Source organism: Arenibacter troitsensis, assembly GCF_900177645.1.
Lineage (GTDB): Bacteria > Bacteroidota > Bacteroidia > Flavobacteriales > Flavobacteriaceae > Arenibacter > Arenibacter troitsensis.
Window position 1 is genome coordinate 146,030 of record NZ_FXAO01000003.1, and the last position, 16,549, is coordinate 162,578.

Here is a 16,549-nt window from a genome sequence, read left to right on the forward strand (position 1 = left end):
GTATGGCACAGAATTATAGCCACCCCTTCTTTTTGAAATAAAATAGGAGGCCTATAAAAATGGCTATCATGAGCCCCCAAACATAGAAGTATCCATTTTGATAATGCAGTTCCGGGATATAGTCGAAATTCATACCATATACCCCAACAATAAAGGTAAGGGGGATGAAAATAGTGGCCATAATGGTCAGTACCTTCATTACCTCGTTCATTTTATTACTTATGTTGCTCATATACATTTCCATGAGGCTCATGGACATTTCCCTTAATATGTTAAGGCTATCATTAATTTCCGTGCAATGATCCATGGTGTCTCTGAGAAAAATCTTGGTGTCATCGCTAATTAGGACATGTTCTGAATCTATAAGTTTACTTATCAACTCCTTTACCGGATAAATAAACCTTCTAATTTTGAGAATTTCCTTTTTTAATTCTTGAATAGCATGGGCCGTATTGGGCCTTGGGTTATCGTATACTTCTTCTTCCAAAAGGTCTATTTTTTGGTTGACGTTCTCCAAAACCACAAAATAATTATCAATAATGGCGTCCAACAAGGCAAAAAACAAATAATCGGCCTTTTTGGTTCTTATTCTTCCAGTTTTTGTCCTGGCCCTTTCCCTAACGCTCTTAAAAACATCATCCGGCATTTCCTGTAAAACTAGTACCATATTTTCCATTAATACAATGGCTACATGTTCTGCCACCAAGGCATTGTTCCCATCCAAATAGAGCATTTTGAAGGTTCCAAAAATATAGTTGTCGTATTCGTCTATTTTTGGGCGTTGATGTGTATTTACGGCATCTTCTGTGGATAATGGGTTAAGAGAGAAGCCGTTTCCCAAATTTTCAATAAACTTCTCATCGCTTATACCGATAATATTTATCCATGAGATGGATGGAGATTTTATGTGGTCGATAATTTTATTGAAATTGGACGGTGCATAGACATCAATTGTAGATTCGTTAATGTCCTGCTCATTGTATTCCATGATGTTAACAACGCTCTTGGCCCCTTCCCTACTTCCCAAATAGGTAACTGTACCTGGAGACTTACCGGTCTTAATGTGTCTTGTGGAAGCTTTTTTGTGGGTAGGTTTTTTTTTGGACATAGGTTGCAATCTTATTTTAAGATACTGTTTGCTATTTGTTCTAGCTACTAATTTATGAAATCCAGTCTTCGAAATACCGCCTTGTGATGATTTTAAAAAATAATTGGACAATTATGCCATAGTTTTTTTTGAAGCAGCTATGTAAACTTTAGCTTGTTAAGCAATAAACCTGAACCTGGGGCAACATATGTCAATACGGTATTGTTTTCCTTTTTCAAGGATTCCTTTATGTCCGTTGCCGTAAGTTCGCCCTTCCCTAGTTGAATCAAGGCCCCCATGATCATCCTGATCTGATATCTCATAAATCCTTTCCCGGTAATATGAAGGGCATAACTCACTTCCGGAAAAAAATTGGCCGTTAGTATTTCGTTTCTTTTTATTTCACATGATTCTATAGTCCGAAGTACTTGGGTATTAGGCTGAAGTCGGGCCGTATAGGAGGAAAAATCATGGGTGCCAATAAATAACTGGGCACAATCGGTCATAAGATCCACGTTGAGTTGCTCTATGATATTTGCCAAAAAAGGTGCGCAAAAGGGGTGGTTTTTTTGTCCAAAGGAGAAAAGATATACATATTCCTTTAACTTGCTTTCTTGGATGATATTGAAGTTTTCATTGACCTGCTCTATACTGATAATTCGAATATCGGGCGGCAGGTTTACATTAAAGTCATGCATAAAGACCTTGAGGTCTTCTAGAGGTTCCTTATCCAAAAATAATTCGAAGGCCGTATTCAGAGCAGATACTTTGGCATCTGTGCGTCCGGCTCCCAAGATCTTGAATTTGGAATTGGGCAAAACAAATTTTAAGGTCTTTGTTAGCATTCCTTCCACCGTTTTTTGATTAGGTTGTTTTTGCCAGCCACTATAGCGAAAGCCCAAAAACTGTACATGGATTAAATAGTAAAAACGGGGTATTTGCATCTGGCTAATGTATTGCATGATTCTATCCCAACACCACCCTGTCACAACAAGTACGGAGATGGTAAGATTAATCTTTGTTCCTAGTTCAAATTTAACAACGTAAAGTCATAAATTCATCGTGCTTTTTTGTACTTCGTCCGACTCCCCTTTTTTCCGTCTTAAATTTCTATATATTCAACGAAATTTTGCAAAGGCGATCAGAATTATATTGTAATTATGCCAAAAATTGTCCTTTAATCTTAACCCATAATTATGGAAAATTCCGTTAAACGAACCGCCCCGCTAATTAACCTTGGCCTAACTATTGTTTCACTGCTGTCCTTGATCATACTTGGTTTTTACAGCATGTATGGAAATACCTTTGTTTTTAATAAACTGGGGAGCTATATTTTTCCTTTGTTGACATTGGTCCATTTTGTTTATTTATATGTACTATGGTTTAAAATTACGGAAAGGGAATACCCTGATATGATCATGAAAAATATTGAGTACATCATGTACGGTATCTTATTGGCCTATGGTTATGATATTTACGAAACTTTTTTGATACTTGGTTCCCAAAGTGATTTTCAGGACCATGTTATTCCCAGTTCCTTTATTCCTATGGGCATCTTGATTATTTCATTACAAACGCTGTTGGTACTACTTACCGTTTGGTCGTTTGTAATGAGAAAACGGATGGTGGGCAAATATGATTTTGATTACCTGAATAATCACATTGATGCCTGGGAATAAAATTTCATATTTTACAAGCCTCTTATAAAACTACCGTATACATCTTTTATTTGGTAGCCTACGGTATACCGTTGTTTACTTAATTTTTTATGGGCAACAAGCCCCCATAATAGTAATTCTTTTAGAAAGTAGGTGTCTTCCTTGTTAATGTTGGGCTGGTATTTTGTAACCAATTGTTGAAGCGGAATAATGCTATCCAGCTTTTCCTTGTATTCCTCATCGGTGGCGTCATCCAACAAATCAAAGCCTTCCCCATCAAAAAACCAACTTATCAGTTCGTCATAAGGACCTTCGGCATCCTTGCGTTCCAATTTATCTATCTTCGGAAAATAAGTTAGGAATAGCGATTTTACGGCATCTTCGATCAATATTTCCGCAACACTACCAGAACCTTCCTGTTCCCCTTCATATACCAATTCAATCTTACCGATAATGGACGGAATCACCCCCATAAAATCGCTCAGTCTTATCATGGTAGTTTCTTGGCCATTCTTAAGTAGTCTTCGTTCGGCAGTACTCATTAAATTTTCGAAGGAAGTTATACTCATCCTAGCACTAATACCACTTTTGGCATCTACATATTCACTTTCCCTGGCTTCCCTGCTTATCTGTTCCAAAAGATCCCTGGCCAAATCCGGGACATAAACAAGGTCGGTTTGGCGTTTATCCAATTTGGATTCCTGTTCCGTAATTTTACGCGCGGTTTCAATGTCGTCTGGATAGTGTGTTAAAATCTGCGACCCTATCCTATCTTTTAACGGGGTTACTATACTACCCCTGTTGGTGTAATCTTCCGGATTTGCGGTAAATACAAACTGTAGGTCCAAAGGCAAGCGAAGCTTAAACCCCCTTATCTGAATGTCGCCCTCTTGTAGGATGTTAAAAAGGGAAACCTGTATTCTTGCCTGAAGATCCGGCAATTCATTGATAACAAAAATACAACGGTTGGCACGCGGGATCATTCCAAAATGTATAACCCTGTCATCGGCATAGGACAACTTTAGGTTGGCCGCTTTTATCGGGTCCACATCTCCAATTAAATCGGCCACGGTCACATCTGGTGTAGCCAATTTTTCATAAAATCGTTCACTTCTGTGCAGCCAGGAAATTGGTGTTAGGTCCCCGTGTTCCTTAATGGTCTCTATGGCAAAACGTGAGATTGGACTTAAAGGGTCGTCATTTATCTCCGAACCGGCGACTATGGGAATATACTCGTCCAATAAATTAACCATTAACCTGGCCAAACGAGTTTTAGCTTGCCCCCTAAGTCCCAATAGATTAATATTGTGCCTGGACAATATAGCTCTTTCCAGTTCTGGCACTACGGAATTTTCATAGCCCCAAACCCCTGGAAATGTAATTTCGTCCGATTTTATTTTGTCTATAAGATTTGCCCTTAACTCATCCTTTATTTTTTTTGTTTTATATCCAGCCTTTTTAAGTTCTCCCAGATTGGTAATTTCCTTATGATTCAATTTCATCTGTAAATATTTATATTTTGGTCTCTGTCTTTAGCAGTCATTAAGGTTCGTTGCTTAATAGCTTTTTCTAATTTTTGTTTTTCTTCAATTATCCCTTTAATCTTTTTCTCCTATTTTGTTCGTAGTCCTCAAAAATCATTTCACCAAGTCCTTTTAAACCGGTAAAGAAGGCTTTTCCCTTATTGGCTTCCGTAAAATGTCGTACAAACTGTGTTAAATAAGGATCCTTGGCAATCATAAAGGTGGTTATGGGAATATGGAGCTTTCTCGCCTGTCTGGCCATGTTGTAACATTTCTCAACGATATAATCATCCAATCCCACGCTATTTTTATAATAGGTGCCATCAGCCAATCGAATACAGCTGGGTTTGCCATCGGTTATCATAAAAATCTGTTTGTTCGTATTTCGTTTTCTACGGAGCATGTCCATTGCCAATTGCAATCCGGCAACGGTATTGGTATGATAGGGCCCTACTTTTAGATAAGGTAGATCCTTTATTGGAATGGGCCAAGCATCGTTGCCAAAAACCAAAATCTCCAAAGTGTCCTTCGGATAACGGGTGGTAATTAGTTCTGCCAAGGCCATAGCTACCTTTTTGGCCGGAGTTATGCGGTCCTCGCCATACAGTATCATACTATGGCTAATGTCGATCATCAGTACGGTACTCATTTGCGCTTTGAATTGGGTGTCCTCTACCACTAAATCTTCTTCACTTAAATGAAAATTACCGATACCATGGTTTATCTGGGCATTTTTTAAACTCTCCGTCATGGAAATTCGCTCTAAACTGTCTCCAAATCTATATTCCCTGAATTCACCCATATGTTCGTCCCCTCTACCTGATAGGCCGGTTTTATGATTGCCCGAACCACTGCGCTTGATCTTACCAAAAATTTGATTCAAGGCCGCTTGCCTAATGATCCGTTCCATTTTGGCCGTAATGGACAAATCTGCCTTTTGCCCTCCGGTACCATCGCCATCACCTTCTTTGGGTTCCTCCCTCAGAAATCCTTTGGCTTTAAGATCTTCTATAAAATCATCAATGGTGTAATTCTCATCGGTAAGTTCATATTCCTTATCCAACTCCCTTAACCAATCCAACGCCTCATCCACATCTCCCGAAGTATGTGTAATCAGTTCCTTGAAAATATCAAACAGCTTTTCGAAAGGAGTTTGTTCGGGGGCTTCATAGTTTGAAAATCGAAACCCTTTTCTTTTATTAATAGCCATACTATAAAATTACTTAATTTGGCCTAGACCATTTCCTTTTTTAAGAAAACTTAACGGTTTACCCATAATAGCACCGCTTGGATCTTATTAATATTTCATATTACAAGGCATTCTTTAACACTCCTTCCCTTTGGACAGGAGAATTGGACGGTTTGAAGCAATTTGACTTTCCAGAAATATATTTTGAAAATTTGGCTATGGGGTCAATACCCTCCAATGTACGGCTGGGGCATAAAATAGAACACATTTTTTTAAAGCTGATCCAGCACTCAAGGCAATATAAGGTTATAGGGCATAACATTCCCATAAGGAAGGAAAAAGTAAGTTTAGGGGAAATAGATTTTTTGTTACAAGATATTGATAGTAAGCAATTTATACATATTGAATTAACGTATAAGTTTTATGTAGTTCCTGAAGTGGGCACAAATATGCCACTCCATTTAATTGGGCCAAACCAACGCGATTCCTTTAAAGCCAAGAAAGAAAGGATTATTAACCATCAGATTCCACTTTTGAAGACATCGGAAGCCACATCAGTGTTGCATAGACTACATATAAACCCTGAAGAATTAGTGCATAGGGTATGTTTTAAATCCCAATTATTTATCCCCTTCTTGGTAAATAATTGGGATGTGGCCCCCTTTAACCCCAGTTGTATTAGTGGCAGGTGGGTTCCTTTCCACAAATTTAATTCCCTTGAGTTTTTTGAACACCGGTATTATTTACCAACCAAGCCAGAATGGCTTCTAAACCCTCATAATGAAGTTAATTGGCTGAGGCATAGTGACATATTGGATGTGGTTACAATACAATTGAAAAAGAGGAATTCTCCGTTAATATGGATGAAATCATCTGATTTTAATATGGTAAAACTTTTCGTTCTATGGTGGTAAATCCATTTAAACTTTGGTAATTACGAGGTAGGCCGTTACCTATGTAAAAATAATAGAAATAAGATGGTCCGGCAATATCGGGTTTAAAGTATCGTTTTCTTTATTCAGATCTTAAAACCCCGGACCTATGAAAAAAGTTTGCTTGTTGTTCTTTTCTTTGTTTATTTTTTCCGTTGCCCAGGCTAAGGATGATTGTGAATTAATTTATTCTACCGCTTCCTATGCCCTTAACCATGCCAAAAGCGCATTGAAGGCGAACAACTTTGATCATCAGAAATACTATTCAGAAAAGGCCTTGGAGTCTTACGAAAAGCTATTTAAATTACTGGAAGGGAGTCAGTGTGAAGGCCTGTCCGAGAAAGTTCAGGATATTATAGCGGATGCCTTAAAAGCTGCGGACCCTGCGGATTGGGATAGAGGACGTTATTACAGCAAAAAAGTATTCACAAGTACCCAAGATCTTATAAGCCTTATGGATAGTAGGACGGAAGTTGCTGGAGTTGACAGTACCGACTAGCTCTTTGGGTATACTACCCCTCCCCTTATAAAGTAAAAGTCATTGCTTACTTGGACAACAAAACACTAAGTTGAACCGGTAAACAATGACTTTCTATTTTTTATTCCGTAAGGCCTTTAAGCAACTATATCCAAAGGTGCAGTGGTTTTCCAATTGCCCCTAGTGAAATCAGGAAACTCTTGAGGCGCACCATTTTGGGCCACGGATGCTTCACTCAAAGTACCTACAGCACTCCAATAACACCCTTCATAAACGTTCTGATCCAGTGGTAGTCCATTGCGTAGACACTCGATGATTCTATACCTCATTATAAAATCCATTCCACCATGTCCGCCCATTTTGGTAGCCAATTCTCCCAAACGCACATATAATGGATGTTCGTATTTTTCAAAAATTCTTTGCAATTGCTCGCCTTCTGCCCATTCGTGGTGGCTATCCGGTCCACCTTCCACTCCACCTTCCAAAGCAATTCTGGTCGGGAAACCCGTCAAGGTACCTTTCGTTCCTTGAATAAGATTGTGCCTGCTATAAGGTCTGGGGCTCGTTTCATCCCACTGTACCATGATAGTTCTACCCAAGTTGGTTTTAACGATGGATGTATTTATATCCCCTCCTTTGAAGTCCAACTTATTCCATTTGTGATCTGCCGGAAAATTCTTGGCAGCGTAGAGATTTCTACCTTTACCTGGTGAAGAGTAGGAGTTTAAGAATTTAAAATTATCTTCTCCCCTTGCTAAATTCATATATTGGGCAACGGGTCCCAATCCGTGCGTGGGGTAGAGATTTCCATCGCGATTTGCATAATGATAGGTTCGCCAGGATCCGGTACCGCGTTCCACCTCATTCATTTGCGACCTTAGTTCGTGGATATAGGACGCTTCTCCGTGCAGCAACTCTCCTATAACACCTTTACGGCACATATTTAAATAGAGTAGTTCTTCCCTTCCGTAGTTAACGTTTTCCATCATCATACAGTGCTTTTGGGTTTTTTCCGAGGTATCCACTATATCCCACATCTCTTGAATGGTAAGGGCAAGCGGAACTTCCACAAAAACATGGGCCCCACTTTTCATAGCTTCAATGGCCATTGGCGCATGTAATTTCCATGGAGTACAAACAAAAACGGCATCTGGTTTCTCCTTTTTCAGCATCTTTTTCCAGTCGTTCTCCCCATCCGTGTACAATTTTATCTTCTTGTGCCTCGTGCCACCGCCGTTCTCCCGGCATACCTTTTCCGATTTTTCGGCAAGATCCTGGTACAAATCACTGATAGCCACAACCTCTGTGCCTTCAATAGCTGCAATCTGATGTGCATGGCCAGACCCACGGGCACCAACGCCTATAAAAGCGCATTTTACGGTTTCCAATTTAGGAGCGGAAAATCCACCCATATACTTGGCACCGGCCAAAGGTGCACCAAAATTATACGGGTTGTTGCCAGTGATTGGGTTGGACCACGCCGGGGTCATTGCCAACCCCATACCAGCAATTGATGTTTTTCTCAGAAAATCTCTCCTATTTGATTTCATAGACTACGCTCTTGTTAATGTTATTTATTAAATGGTTGAAATTTTGAAGATAAGTTAATTTGTTTAACCAAAAAAAACCAATTTGAAAATTACACAAATTTCAAGTCTTATGAAATATATCCACAAATCAATGCCTAGACTGCAAAACATTAACGATGTCCTGTAGCTTGAAGCCTTTTGCCTGCAGCAATATCAAGTAATGGAACAAGAGATCGGCGCTTTCATCCTTAAACAACTGGTCGTTATCGTCTTTGGCCTCGATCACGACTTCAACGGCCTCTTCACCAACCTTCTGGGCAACTTTATTGATACCGCTCTTAAAAAGGGAGGAAACATAGCTTGGCTTTACACCTTCAGGAATCGCTACCTTGCCCTCGGCTTGTTCTTTTCTGTTTTGAATAATATTTTCCAGTTCTGAAATAAATCCGAATGACGTATTGTTTTCTTCGCCCCAGCAGGTACCGGTACCTTTGTGGCAAGTTGGCCCAACTGGATTTACCATGACAAGAAGGGTGTCATTATCACAATCCAGTTTAATATCCCTCAGGTTCAAAAAATTTCCGCTTTCTTCGCCTTTGGTCCAAAGTCTTTTTTTAGTGCGACTATAAAAGGTTACTTTACGGCTATCCACAGTTTTATTGTAGGCCTCTTGGTTCATATATCCGAGCATAAGTACATTTTTGGTAATTGCATCCTGTACTATGGCCGGTACCAGTCCATCGTTATTTTTGTTGAAGTCTATATTCATGATTTTGGATTCCATATTTTTTTTATAATCTTACCGGTATATGATTTCTTTTTAACTCTTCCTTTAAGTCCTTTATTTCGATTTCCTTAAAGTGAAAAACGCTCGCTGCCAAAGCTGCGTCGGCTTTTCCTTCAATAAAGGTATCCGTGAAATGTTGCATATTTCCTGCGCCGCCCGATGCGATTATGGGTATATTCAATTCGGTGGATAATTTTGCCAGAGCTTCATTGGCAAATCCGTCCTTAGTACCATCGTGGTTCATGGAGGTAAACAGGATTTCTCCGGCCCCTCGTTCTTCCACTTCCTTTGCCCAGGTAAAGAGGTTTAAGGCTGTAGGCACCTTTCCTCCTACCAAGTGAACAATCCATTCCCCTTCTATTTGTTTGGCATCTATGGCTACAACAATACATTGAGAGCCAAATTTGGCAACCAGATCGTTGATCAATTGTGGATTTTTTACAGCAGATGAATTTATGGATACCTTATCAGCTCCGTTATGCAATAATATATCCACATCTTCCACGGAAGAAATACCACCTCCTACGGTAAACGGAATATTGACTTTTTCGGCAACACGTAGGACTAAATCTGCCAATGTTCTCCTTCTTTCCTCTGTAGCGGAAATATCTAAAAAAACAAGCTCGTCCGCTCCGGTTTTGGCATATATTTCGGCTAGTTCCACAGGGTCACCAGCATCTCGCAGATCTACAAAATTTATCCCCTTTACCGTTCTACCGTTTTTAATATCCAAACAAGGGATTATTCTCTTTGTTAACATTAGGTACTTTTGTTTATTCTTTGGAGATGAATCCAGTTTATATTCTTTTCCTCAATCACTGGCCTGTCGGCAGTAGTCTACAAAAACTTTATTGGTTAAATGTCAAGAATAAATTTTTCCAATTGTTTAAGACTAATTCTATTTTCATAAATGGCCTTTCCTATTATGGTTCCTTCACAGCCCAACTCGGCCAATTTTGGGAGTTCATCAAAAGTTGAAATACCTCCACTGGCTATAAGCAATAGTTGAGGTCCACATTCCTCCAAAATCTTGCGGTACAAATCAAAAGAAGGACCTTCCAACATTCCATCTTTACTAATATCGGTACAGATAACCCCCCTAATTCCCACTTCTTGATACCCCTGAATAAAGGGCACCAACTCTTCCTGGGATTCTTCCATCCACCCCGAAACGGCAACCATTTCATCCTTGGCATCCGCCCCTAGGATAATCTTCTCAGGACCGTATTTGTTGATCCAGGAGATAAAGGTTTCCCTGTCTTTTACGGCAATACTTCCCCCTGTAATTTGATTGGCTCCACTTTCAAACGCTATCCTTAAATCTTCATCGGTCTTTAGTCCGCCCCCGAAATCTATCTTTAAGTTGGTATTGGAGGCTATTTTTTCCAGCACTTTATGATTAACGATGTGTTTGGATTTGGCGCCGTCAAGATCTACCAAATGTAGGTATTCTATACCGTGGGCTTCAAACTCTTTTGCCACCTCCAAGGGACTCTCGTTATATATTTTCTTGGTATCATAGTCGCCCTTGGATAGTCTAACACATTTTCCTTCAATGATATCTATTGCCGGTATTATTCTCATTATTGTTTTTAATTAAATCCCGATTGGTATTTATTTATACGGGGGTCTATATAATTTCGATAAAATTTCTAAGAATCTGCTCCCCTACCTCACTGCTTTTTTCCGGGTGAAATTGGGTGCCATAGAAATTGTTCTTTTTTAAAGCGGCACTATATTCCAAACCATATTCCGCTTCGGCTATGGTTTCCTCACATAAGGGGGCATAAAAACTGTGAACCAGATAAATATGCTCTTTTTCTTTGACGTTCTTGAATAAATCGGACTTTAAATTGGTAATTTGATTCCATCCAATTTGTGGAACTTTTACATCTTTGGAAAATTTGACCACATCCACATCAAAAATTCCAAGGCCCTGTGTATTTCCTTCTTCGGAGGAATGACACATTAATTGCATTCCCAGGCATATTCCCAATACGGGCTGTTTTAATGTGGGTATTATTTTATCCAATTTACTTTCGCGTAATTTTTTCATGGCACTGCTGGCTTCCCCCACACCCGGAAAAATAACTTTATCCGCTGCCATGATCTCTTCGGCATCCTTGCTCAATACAGCTTCATAGCCCAAGCGCTGAAATGCAAATTTAATACTCTGTATATTTCCCGCTCCGTAATCTATAATTACTATTTTCATCTTCTTTATCCTTCGGACATTTATTTAACCCACTAAATGGGATTTGAATCCTTCTATGCTTACTTGCCCGTTCCGTTGAGGCGGGCGCTGAAATATTTACATTTCTTTCCTTACAATACCCCATGGGCCTGCCTTTGTCGACAATTAGGCTTGACCTGAGGCAATCCACTATTACAATACCCCTTTGGTACTTGGTAGTACCATTTTTTCTACATCGCGTTTCACAGCCATCTTAATGGCCTTGGCAAACGCCTTAAATATGGCCTCTATCTTATGGTGCTCGTTCGTACCTTCTGCCTTGATATTTAGGTTGGCCTTTGCCCCATCGGTAAACGATTTGAAGAAATGATAAAACATTTCGGTAGGCATTTTACCGATCATTTCCCTTTTAAATTCTGTTTCCCATACCAACCAGTTTCGTCCACCGAAATCTATGGCGGCCTGTGCCAAACAGTCGTCCATAGGCAAACAGAAACCATATCGTTCTATACCCAATTTATTGCCCAAGGCTTTGTGGAATACCTCTCCCAGCGCAATGGCAGTATCTTCAATGGTATGGTGCTCATCTACCTCTAAATCCCCCTTAACCTTTATTTCCAGATCCATTTGTCCATGACGCGCCAATTGGTCCAGCATATGATCAAAAAAGTCTAATCCCGTGCTGATATCACTTTTGCCCGTACCGTCTAGGTTAAGTCTTATAAAAATATCGGTTTCATTGGTTTTGCGAGTTATTTCAGATACCCGGTCTTTCAGCTTTAAAAATTCGTAAATTTTCTCCCAGTCATTGCTTTCCAGAGCTATGTAAATATCCAATTCCTCCCTCTTAACAGATATTTCCCCAGTGCCCAAATTGGTATTGTCATTTATAAAAATGCCTTTGGCCCCTAAATTCTTGGCAAGCTCCACATCGGTCAGGCGATCCCCTATTACAAAGGAATTGGCCAGATCGTATTCTTCTGAAAAATACTCCGTAAGCAATCCTGTTCCCGGTTTTCTGGTATTGGCATTTTCGTGGGGGAATGTCCTGTCCAGAAATACCTTGTCAAAAACTACCCCCTCATTTTCGAAGGATTTCAATATAAAATTATGTACGGGCCAAAAAGTGTCCTCTGGAAAAATATCGGTCCCCAATCCATCTTGATTGGTAATCATCACCAATTCAAAATCCAGTTCCTTGGCTATTTTACCCAAAAAGGTAAAAGCCTTGGGATAGAACACCATTTTTTCAAAAGAATCTATTTGTTCATCCACGGTTTCCTTGATAATGGTGCCGTCCCTATCTATAAAGAGCACTTTTTTCGCCTTTTGCTTCCCTTGTAAAGAATTTGTATTTGTATCCGGACTCATAGTATTAAATGGTTGTTATATTCTGCAATGCACTTATTAATATCTTGTTTTCCTCCTTGGTCCCAACCGTAAATCTCAAGGTGTTTTCACAAAGGGGCTGGGTGGTCCTGTTACGGACAACAATACCTTTTTTTAGAAGTTGATTATATCTTTTGGAAGCATCATCTACTTTGGCCAATATAAAATTGGCGTCGGAAGGATATATTTTTTCCACGAAATCAATGTTACGCAATACAGCAATAAGCGCCTCACGTTCCTTTAAAATATCCGACACCTCCACATTAACCGCATTTACATCCAAAACCCTTTTCAAAGCTCTTTGTTGGGTTAATTCATTGACATTGTACGGGGGTTTGATCTTGTTCAATACCGAGATTATTTCTTCTGAAGCGTAACAAATCCCCAATCTTATCCCGGCCATTCCATAGGCTTTGGACAAGGTTTGGGTCACCACCAGATTGGGATAGTTGGGTAATTCGGAAATCCAACTCTTCTCACTTGAAAAGTCAATATAAGCCTCATCTATGACCACCAATCCATTAAAATTGTCCAATAACTCCCTTATACTGGCATTTGAAAAACTATTGCCCGTGGGGTTGTTCGGGGAACACAGAAACAGCAACTTGCTATTGTCGTCGGCTATACCAAGTATTTTGGACACATTGGGCTCGAAATCCTTGGTCAAAAGAACCTCCCTATTCTCTATGTTGTTAATACCGGCAAGTACCTTGTACATACCATAGGTTGGCGGTAAGCTAATAATGTTATCCTCTTTAGGTTCACAAAAAGCCCTAAAAATTAAATCCAGTACTTCGTCACTACCATTGCCTAATAGAAGTTGCTGGGAAGAAACTCCTTTTCTTTCCGCCAAAACCTCTTTTAAACGTCTTTGATGCGGATCGGGATATCTATTTACCCCAGTTTCAAAAGGATTTTCATTGGCATCCAAAAATACCATTTTGGATCCGTCCGAAACATATTCGTCCCTTGCAGAAGAATAGGGGCTCAATCCCTTTACGTTTTCCCGTACTATATTGTTGATATTGAATATTTTCGTTTTCATTTTTTTATGCTTTTCGCCATTTGGCACCACTTGCAAAAAAGGTGATATACCTCATTACATGGGTCCCCTTATTTTAAACTGTCCAATCTCAGGGTTACTGCATTTTTATGCGCCTGTAGCCCCTCGGCTTCGGCCATAAGCTCTATGGTCCTACCAATTTCCCGGATTCCTTTTTTGGATATTTTTTGAAAGGTCATGCTCTTCATAAAACTATCCAAATTTACACCACTGTACTGCTTGGCGAATCCATTGGTGGGCAAGGTATGATTGGTTCCCGATGCATAATCCCCGGCACTTTCAGGGGTATAATTCCCAATAAAAACAGATCCTGCATTGTAGGTTTGTTCTAAAAAAAACTCTTCATCTTGAACACATAAAATGTAATGTTCCGGACCGTATTCATTTATTATATCTACGGCCGTCTGTTGGTCTTTCACAAAGATCAGCTTACTATTGGCAATGGCCTTAAATGCTATTTCCTTTCTAGGCAGGTCCTGAATCTGCTTGGCAACCTCCACTTCCACCGCATCTATTAGGGTTTTTGAAGTGGATACCAAAATGACCTGACTATCCACTCCGTGTTCGGCCTGACTCAATAGATCTGAAGCTACAAATGCAGCATTGGCGGTATCATCTGCCATAACCAAGAGCTCACTTGGACCGGCAGGCATATCTATGGATATTCCGTATTTAGTGGCAATCTGTTTGGCAACGGTTACAAATTGGTTTCCCGGGCCAAATATTTTATACACAGGAGGAATGGTTTCCGTTCCAAATGTCATACTGGCAATAGCTTGGATACCTCCCACCTTGAATATTTTGGTAACCCCGCATAGGTTGGCAGCATATAAAATGGCCGGGTGTACTTTCCCTTCCTTGTTGGGAGGGGTACATAGAACTATTTCTTTGCATCCGGCAATATTGGCAGGAATGGCCAACATTAAAATGGTCGAAAACAAAGGGGCGGTACCCCCTGGAATATATAAACCTACTTTCTGTATAGGCCTTTTTTCTTGCCAGCAAAGTACGCCATCTGCAGTCTCTACCGTAATTTTTTCAGTTTTTTGGGCCTTGTGAAATTTTTCAATATTGTTTTTAGCCTGCTGAATAGCTAATTTTAAATCATTGGAAATCAATTTAATGGAATCTTCTATCTCTTTGGATGATACCAAAGCATCCTGCAAGTCCACACCATCAAATTTTTTGGTGTAATTGCTCACCACAGTGTCCCCACCGGCCTTAATTTCACTAAAAACGGCGCTGACAATATCTTCGACCTCGGAGACAGATTGTGTTGGCCGTTTTAAAACAGTTTTCCATTGTGATCTTTCCGGATTGTATATCTTGTTCATTACTATAATACTTTTTGCATGTGGTAACCTATGGTCTTGTATCCTTGGTTGTTCCAAAACTGAATTCCTTTCGTATTATTTATATAGCAGTTGATCTCTGTGGTATTGCATCCAATTTCCACCGCATAGTCCAAAACATGATCCAACATTAATTTCCCAACCCCAGCACTTCTATATTCCGGCAATACGAATACATTGTCCGGTTCCAGATGTTTACCTACATATAATTTATTTAAAACCCAAATACCACAAATACCGATTAACTCTTCTTTATTATAAGCGCCCAAACATTGATATCCGTCCAATAGCATATCCTGCAATCGTTTTTCAAGGGTTTCGACAGGAATTTTATAGCTGTTGAGCATATGTACCAAAGGCAAAATATCGTTCATGTTCTCCTTTGGAATAAACCCTATTTGAAATTCATTGGCCATAGCACTATTACAATACCATTTTTTCTATAGGGCAAACCAGTATTCCCTCTGCTCCTGCCTTTTTGAGCTCCTGGATCACTTCCCAAAACTTGTCCTTATTAATTACCGTGTGTACGGAGCTCCAGCCTTCTTCGGCCAAAGGAAGTACGGTTGGACTCCTCATACCCGGCAATAGTCCAATAATCTCGTTTAACTTTTCGTTTGGTGCATTTAAAAGCACATATTTGGACTGCCTGGCACGTAATACGGACTGGATCCTAAATCTTAAGTCTTCCAATAAGACCGTTCTTTCTTGGGAAATTTGTGGAGAAACTGCCAGTACTGCTTCACTCGTCAGCATTACCTCAACTTCCTTTAAATTATTTTTGAACAGCGTACTTCCGCTGGAAACAATGTCGCATATAGCATCTGCCAATCCAATATTTGGGGCAATTTCCACAGAACCATTTATAATGTGAAGATCTGCTTTTACGCCCTTGCTATCCAAATAATTCTTTACGGTATTGGGATAGGAAGTAGCAATCCTTTTGCCCTCAAAATCTGTCACCGATTTGTACTTGACCGATTTAGGGACCGCTAGGGAAACCTTGCATTTGGAAAAGCCCAATTTCTCGGCTATGGAGATATCCTCACCCTTTTCAATAAGGACATTTTCACCAATTATGGCAATATCTACGACCCCATCCCTAAGATATTGGGGAATATCCCCATTTCTAAGGTAAAAAACCTCTAAAGGAAAATTTCTGGAAGAAGCCTTAAGTTGGTCTTTTCCATTGTCTATGGAAATACCACAGTCCTTTAGTATTTGAAGTGAGTCTTCATTTAATCGGCCGCTTTTTTGAATCGCGATTCTAATTTTTTTCATTTTTGGTATTTTGTTTTTGGCCTGAACAAATCTAACAGGTTGTTAAATACAAAACCCGTTTGATTGCTCAAACGGGTTAGAATATAG

The 16,549-nt window shown here is 39.7% G+C and carries 17 protein-coding genes; 3 read left to right on the forward strand and 14 right to left on the reverse strand.

Annotation, left to right across the window (positions count from 1 at the left end; genetic code table 11):
- Positions 1 to 13: 13 nt before the first annotated feature.
- Positions 14 to 1,108 (reverse strand): magnesium/cobalt transporter CorA, encoded by a 1,095-nt coding sequence (gene corA / locus B9Y87_RS07735; RefSeq protein WP_085497820.1) that lies wholly within the window; start codon positions 1,106 to 1,108, stop codon positions 14 to 16.
- A gap of 137 nt (positions 1,109 to 1,245) precedes the next feature.
- On the reverse strand, positions 1,246 to 2,049 hold the full coding sequence (gene truA, locus B9Y87_RS07740) for a tRNA pseudouridine(38-40) synthase TruA (protein WP_317045119.1): 804 nt from the start codon (positions 2,047 to 2,049) through the stop codon (positions 1,246 to 1,248).
- A gap of 234 nt (positions 2,050 to 2,283) precedes the next feature.
- Here truA and B9Y87_RS07745 point away from each other — a divergent pair, with 234 nt between their 5' ends.
- Complete coding sequence (locus tag B9Y87_RS07745) at positions 2,284 to 2,766, forward strand: hypothetical protein (protein ID WP_085497824.1); 483 nt, start codon at positions 2,284 to 2,286, stop codon at positions 2,764 to 2,766.
- 11 nt (positions 2,767 to 2,777) lie between these two features.
- On the opposite strand, the gene B9Y87_RS07750 is transcribed toward B9Y87_RS07745, so the two are convergent.
- Together B9Y87_RS07750 and B9Y87_RS07755 are read right to left on the reverse strand one after the other, a co-directional pair.
- Positions 2,778 to 4,247, reverse strand: coding sequence for a magnesium chelatase (locus B9Y87_RS07750; protein WP_085497825.1), 1,470 nt, complete (start codon positions 4,245 to 4,247; stop codon positions 2,778 to 2,780).
- A gap of 88 nt (positions 4,248 to 4,335) precedes the next feature.
- Complete coding sequence (locus B9Y87_RS07755; protein ID WP_085497827.1) at positions 4,336 to 5,478, reverse strand: vWA domain-containing protein; 1,143 nt, start codon at positions 5,476 to 5,478, stop codon at positions 4,336 to 4,338.
- Between the two features lie 77 nt (positions 5,479 to 5,555).
- Between B9Y87_RS07755 and B9Y87_RS07760 the strand changes: the two genes are divergently transcribed.
- The gene (locus B9Y87_RS07760; RefSeq protein ID WP_085497829.1) at positions 5,556 to 6,371 is read left to right on the forward strand and encodes a DUF1853 family protein; all 816 of its coding nucleotides are present in this window, start codon (positions 5,556 to 5,558) and stop codon (positions 6,369 to 6,371) included.
- A 127-nt stretch (positions 6,372 to 6,498) separates the two neighbouring features.
- Positions 6,499 to 6,888: a hypothetical protein gene (locus B9Y87_RS07765; protein WP_085497830.1), complete on the forward strand. Its 390-nt coding sequence runs from the start codon at positions 6,499 to 6,501 to the stop codon at positions 6,886 to 6,888.
- 116 nt (positions 6,889 to 7,004) lie between these two features.
- Here the strand turns inward: B9Y87_RS07765 and B9Y87_RS07770 are convergent, their stop codons facing one another.
- The 10 genes from B9Y87_RS07770 to hisG form a co-directional block, all read right to left on the reverse strand.
- Entirely contained in the window at positions 7,005 to 8,417 is a 1,413-nt protein-coding gene (locus B9Y87_RS07770) for a Gfo/Idh/MocA family protein (protein ID WP_085497832.1), read from the reverse strand.
- Between the two features lie 127 nt (positions 8,418 to 8,544).
- On the reverse strand, positions 8,545 to 9,180 hold the full coding sequence (gene hisIE / locus B9Y87_RS07775) for a bifunctional phosphoribosyl-AMP cyclohydrolase/phosphoribosyl-ATP diphosphatase HisIE (protein WP_262483175.1): 636 nt from the start codon (positions 9,178 to 9,180) through the stop codon (positions 8,545 to 8,547).
- A gap of 7 nt (positions 9,181 to 9,187) precedes the next feature.
- The gene (hisF, locus tag B9Y87_RS07780) at positions 9,188 to 9,943 is read right to left on the reverse strand and encodes an imidazole glycerol phosphate synthase subunit HisF (protein WP_085497833.1); all 756 of its coding nucleotides are present in this window, start codon (positions 9,941 to 9,943) and stop codon (positions 9,188 to 9,190) included.
- Between the two features lie 95 nt (positions 9,944 to 10,038).
- Positions 10,039 to 10,767: a 1-(5-phosphoribosyl)-5-[(5-phosphoribosylamino)methylideneamino]imidazole-4-carboxamide isomerase gene (gene hisA / locus B9Y87_RS07785; RefSeq protein ID WP_085497835.1), complete on the reverse strand. Its 729-nt coding sequence runs from the start codon at positions 10,765 to 10,767 to the stop codon at positions 10,039 to 10,041.
- A 46-nt stretch (positions 10,768 to 10,813) separates the two neighbouring features.
- Positions 10,814 to 11,398 carry an imidazole glycerol phosphate synthase subunit HisH gene (gene hisH / locus B9Y87_RS07790; protein ID WP_085497836.1) on the reverse strand — a complete coding sequence of 195 codons (585 nt, stop codon included), beginning with the start codon at positions 11,396 to 11,398 and terminating at the stop codon, positions 10,814 to 10,816.
- A 171-nt stretch (positions 11,399 to 11,569) separates the two neighbouring features.
- Positions 11,570 to 12,748 carry a bifunctional histidinol-phosphatase/imidazoleglycerol-phosphate dehydratase HisB gene (gene hisB, locus B9Y87_RS07795; protein ID WP_085497838.1) on the reverse strand — a complete coding sequence of 393 codons (1,179 nt, stop codon included), beginning with the start codon at positions 12,746 to 12,748 and terminating at the stop codon, positions 11,570 to 11,572.
- Positions 12,749 to 12,752: 4 nt separating this feature from the next.
- Complete coding sequence (gene hisC / locus B9Y87_RS07800; RefSeq protein WP_085497839.1) at positions 12,753 to 13,811, reverse strand: histidinol-phosphate transaminase; 1,059 nt, start codon at positions 13,809 to 13,811, stop codon at positions 12,753 to 12,755.
- Positions 13,812 to 13,879: 68 nt separating this feature from the next.
- A complete protein-coding gene (gene hisD, locus B9Y87_RS07805) occupies positions 13,880 to 15,163 on the reverse strand; it encodes a histidinol dehydrogenase (RefSeq protein WP_085497841.1) in 1,284 nt (427 codons plus the stop codon).
- Between the two features lie 2 nt (positions 15,164 to 15,165).
- A complete protein-coding gene (locus B9Y87_RS07810) occupies positions 15,166 to 15,597 on the reverse strand; it encodes a GNAT family N-acetyltransferase (protein WP_085497843.1) in 432 nt (143 codons plus the stop codon).
- Between the two features lie 7 nt (positions 15,598 to 15,604).
- Positions 15,605 to 16,462 carry an ATP phosphoribosyltransferase gene (gene hisG, locus B9Y87_RS07815; protein ID WP_072861352.1) on the reverse strand — a complete coding sequence of 286 codons (858 nt, stop codon included), beginning with the start codon at positions 16,460 to 16,462 and terminating at the stop codon, positions 15,605 to 15,607.
- Positions 16,463 to 16,549 lie beyond the last annotated feature (87 nt).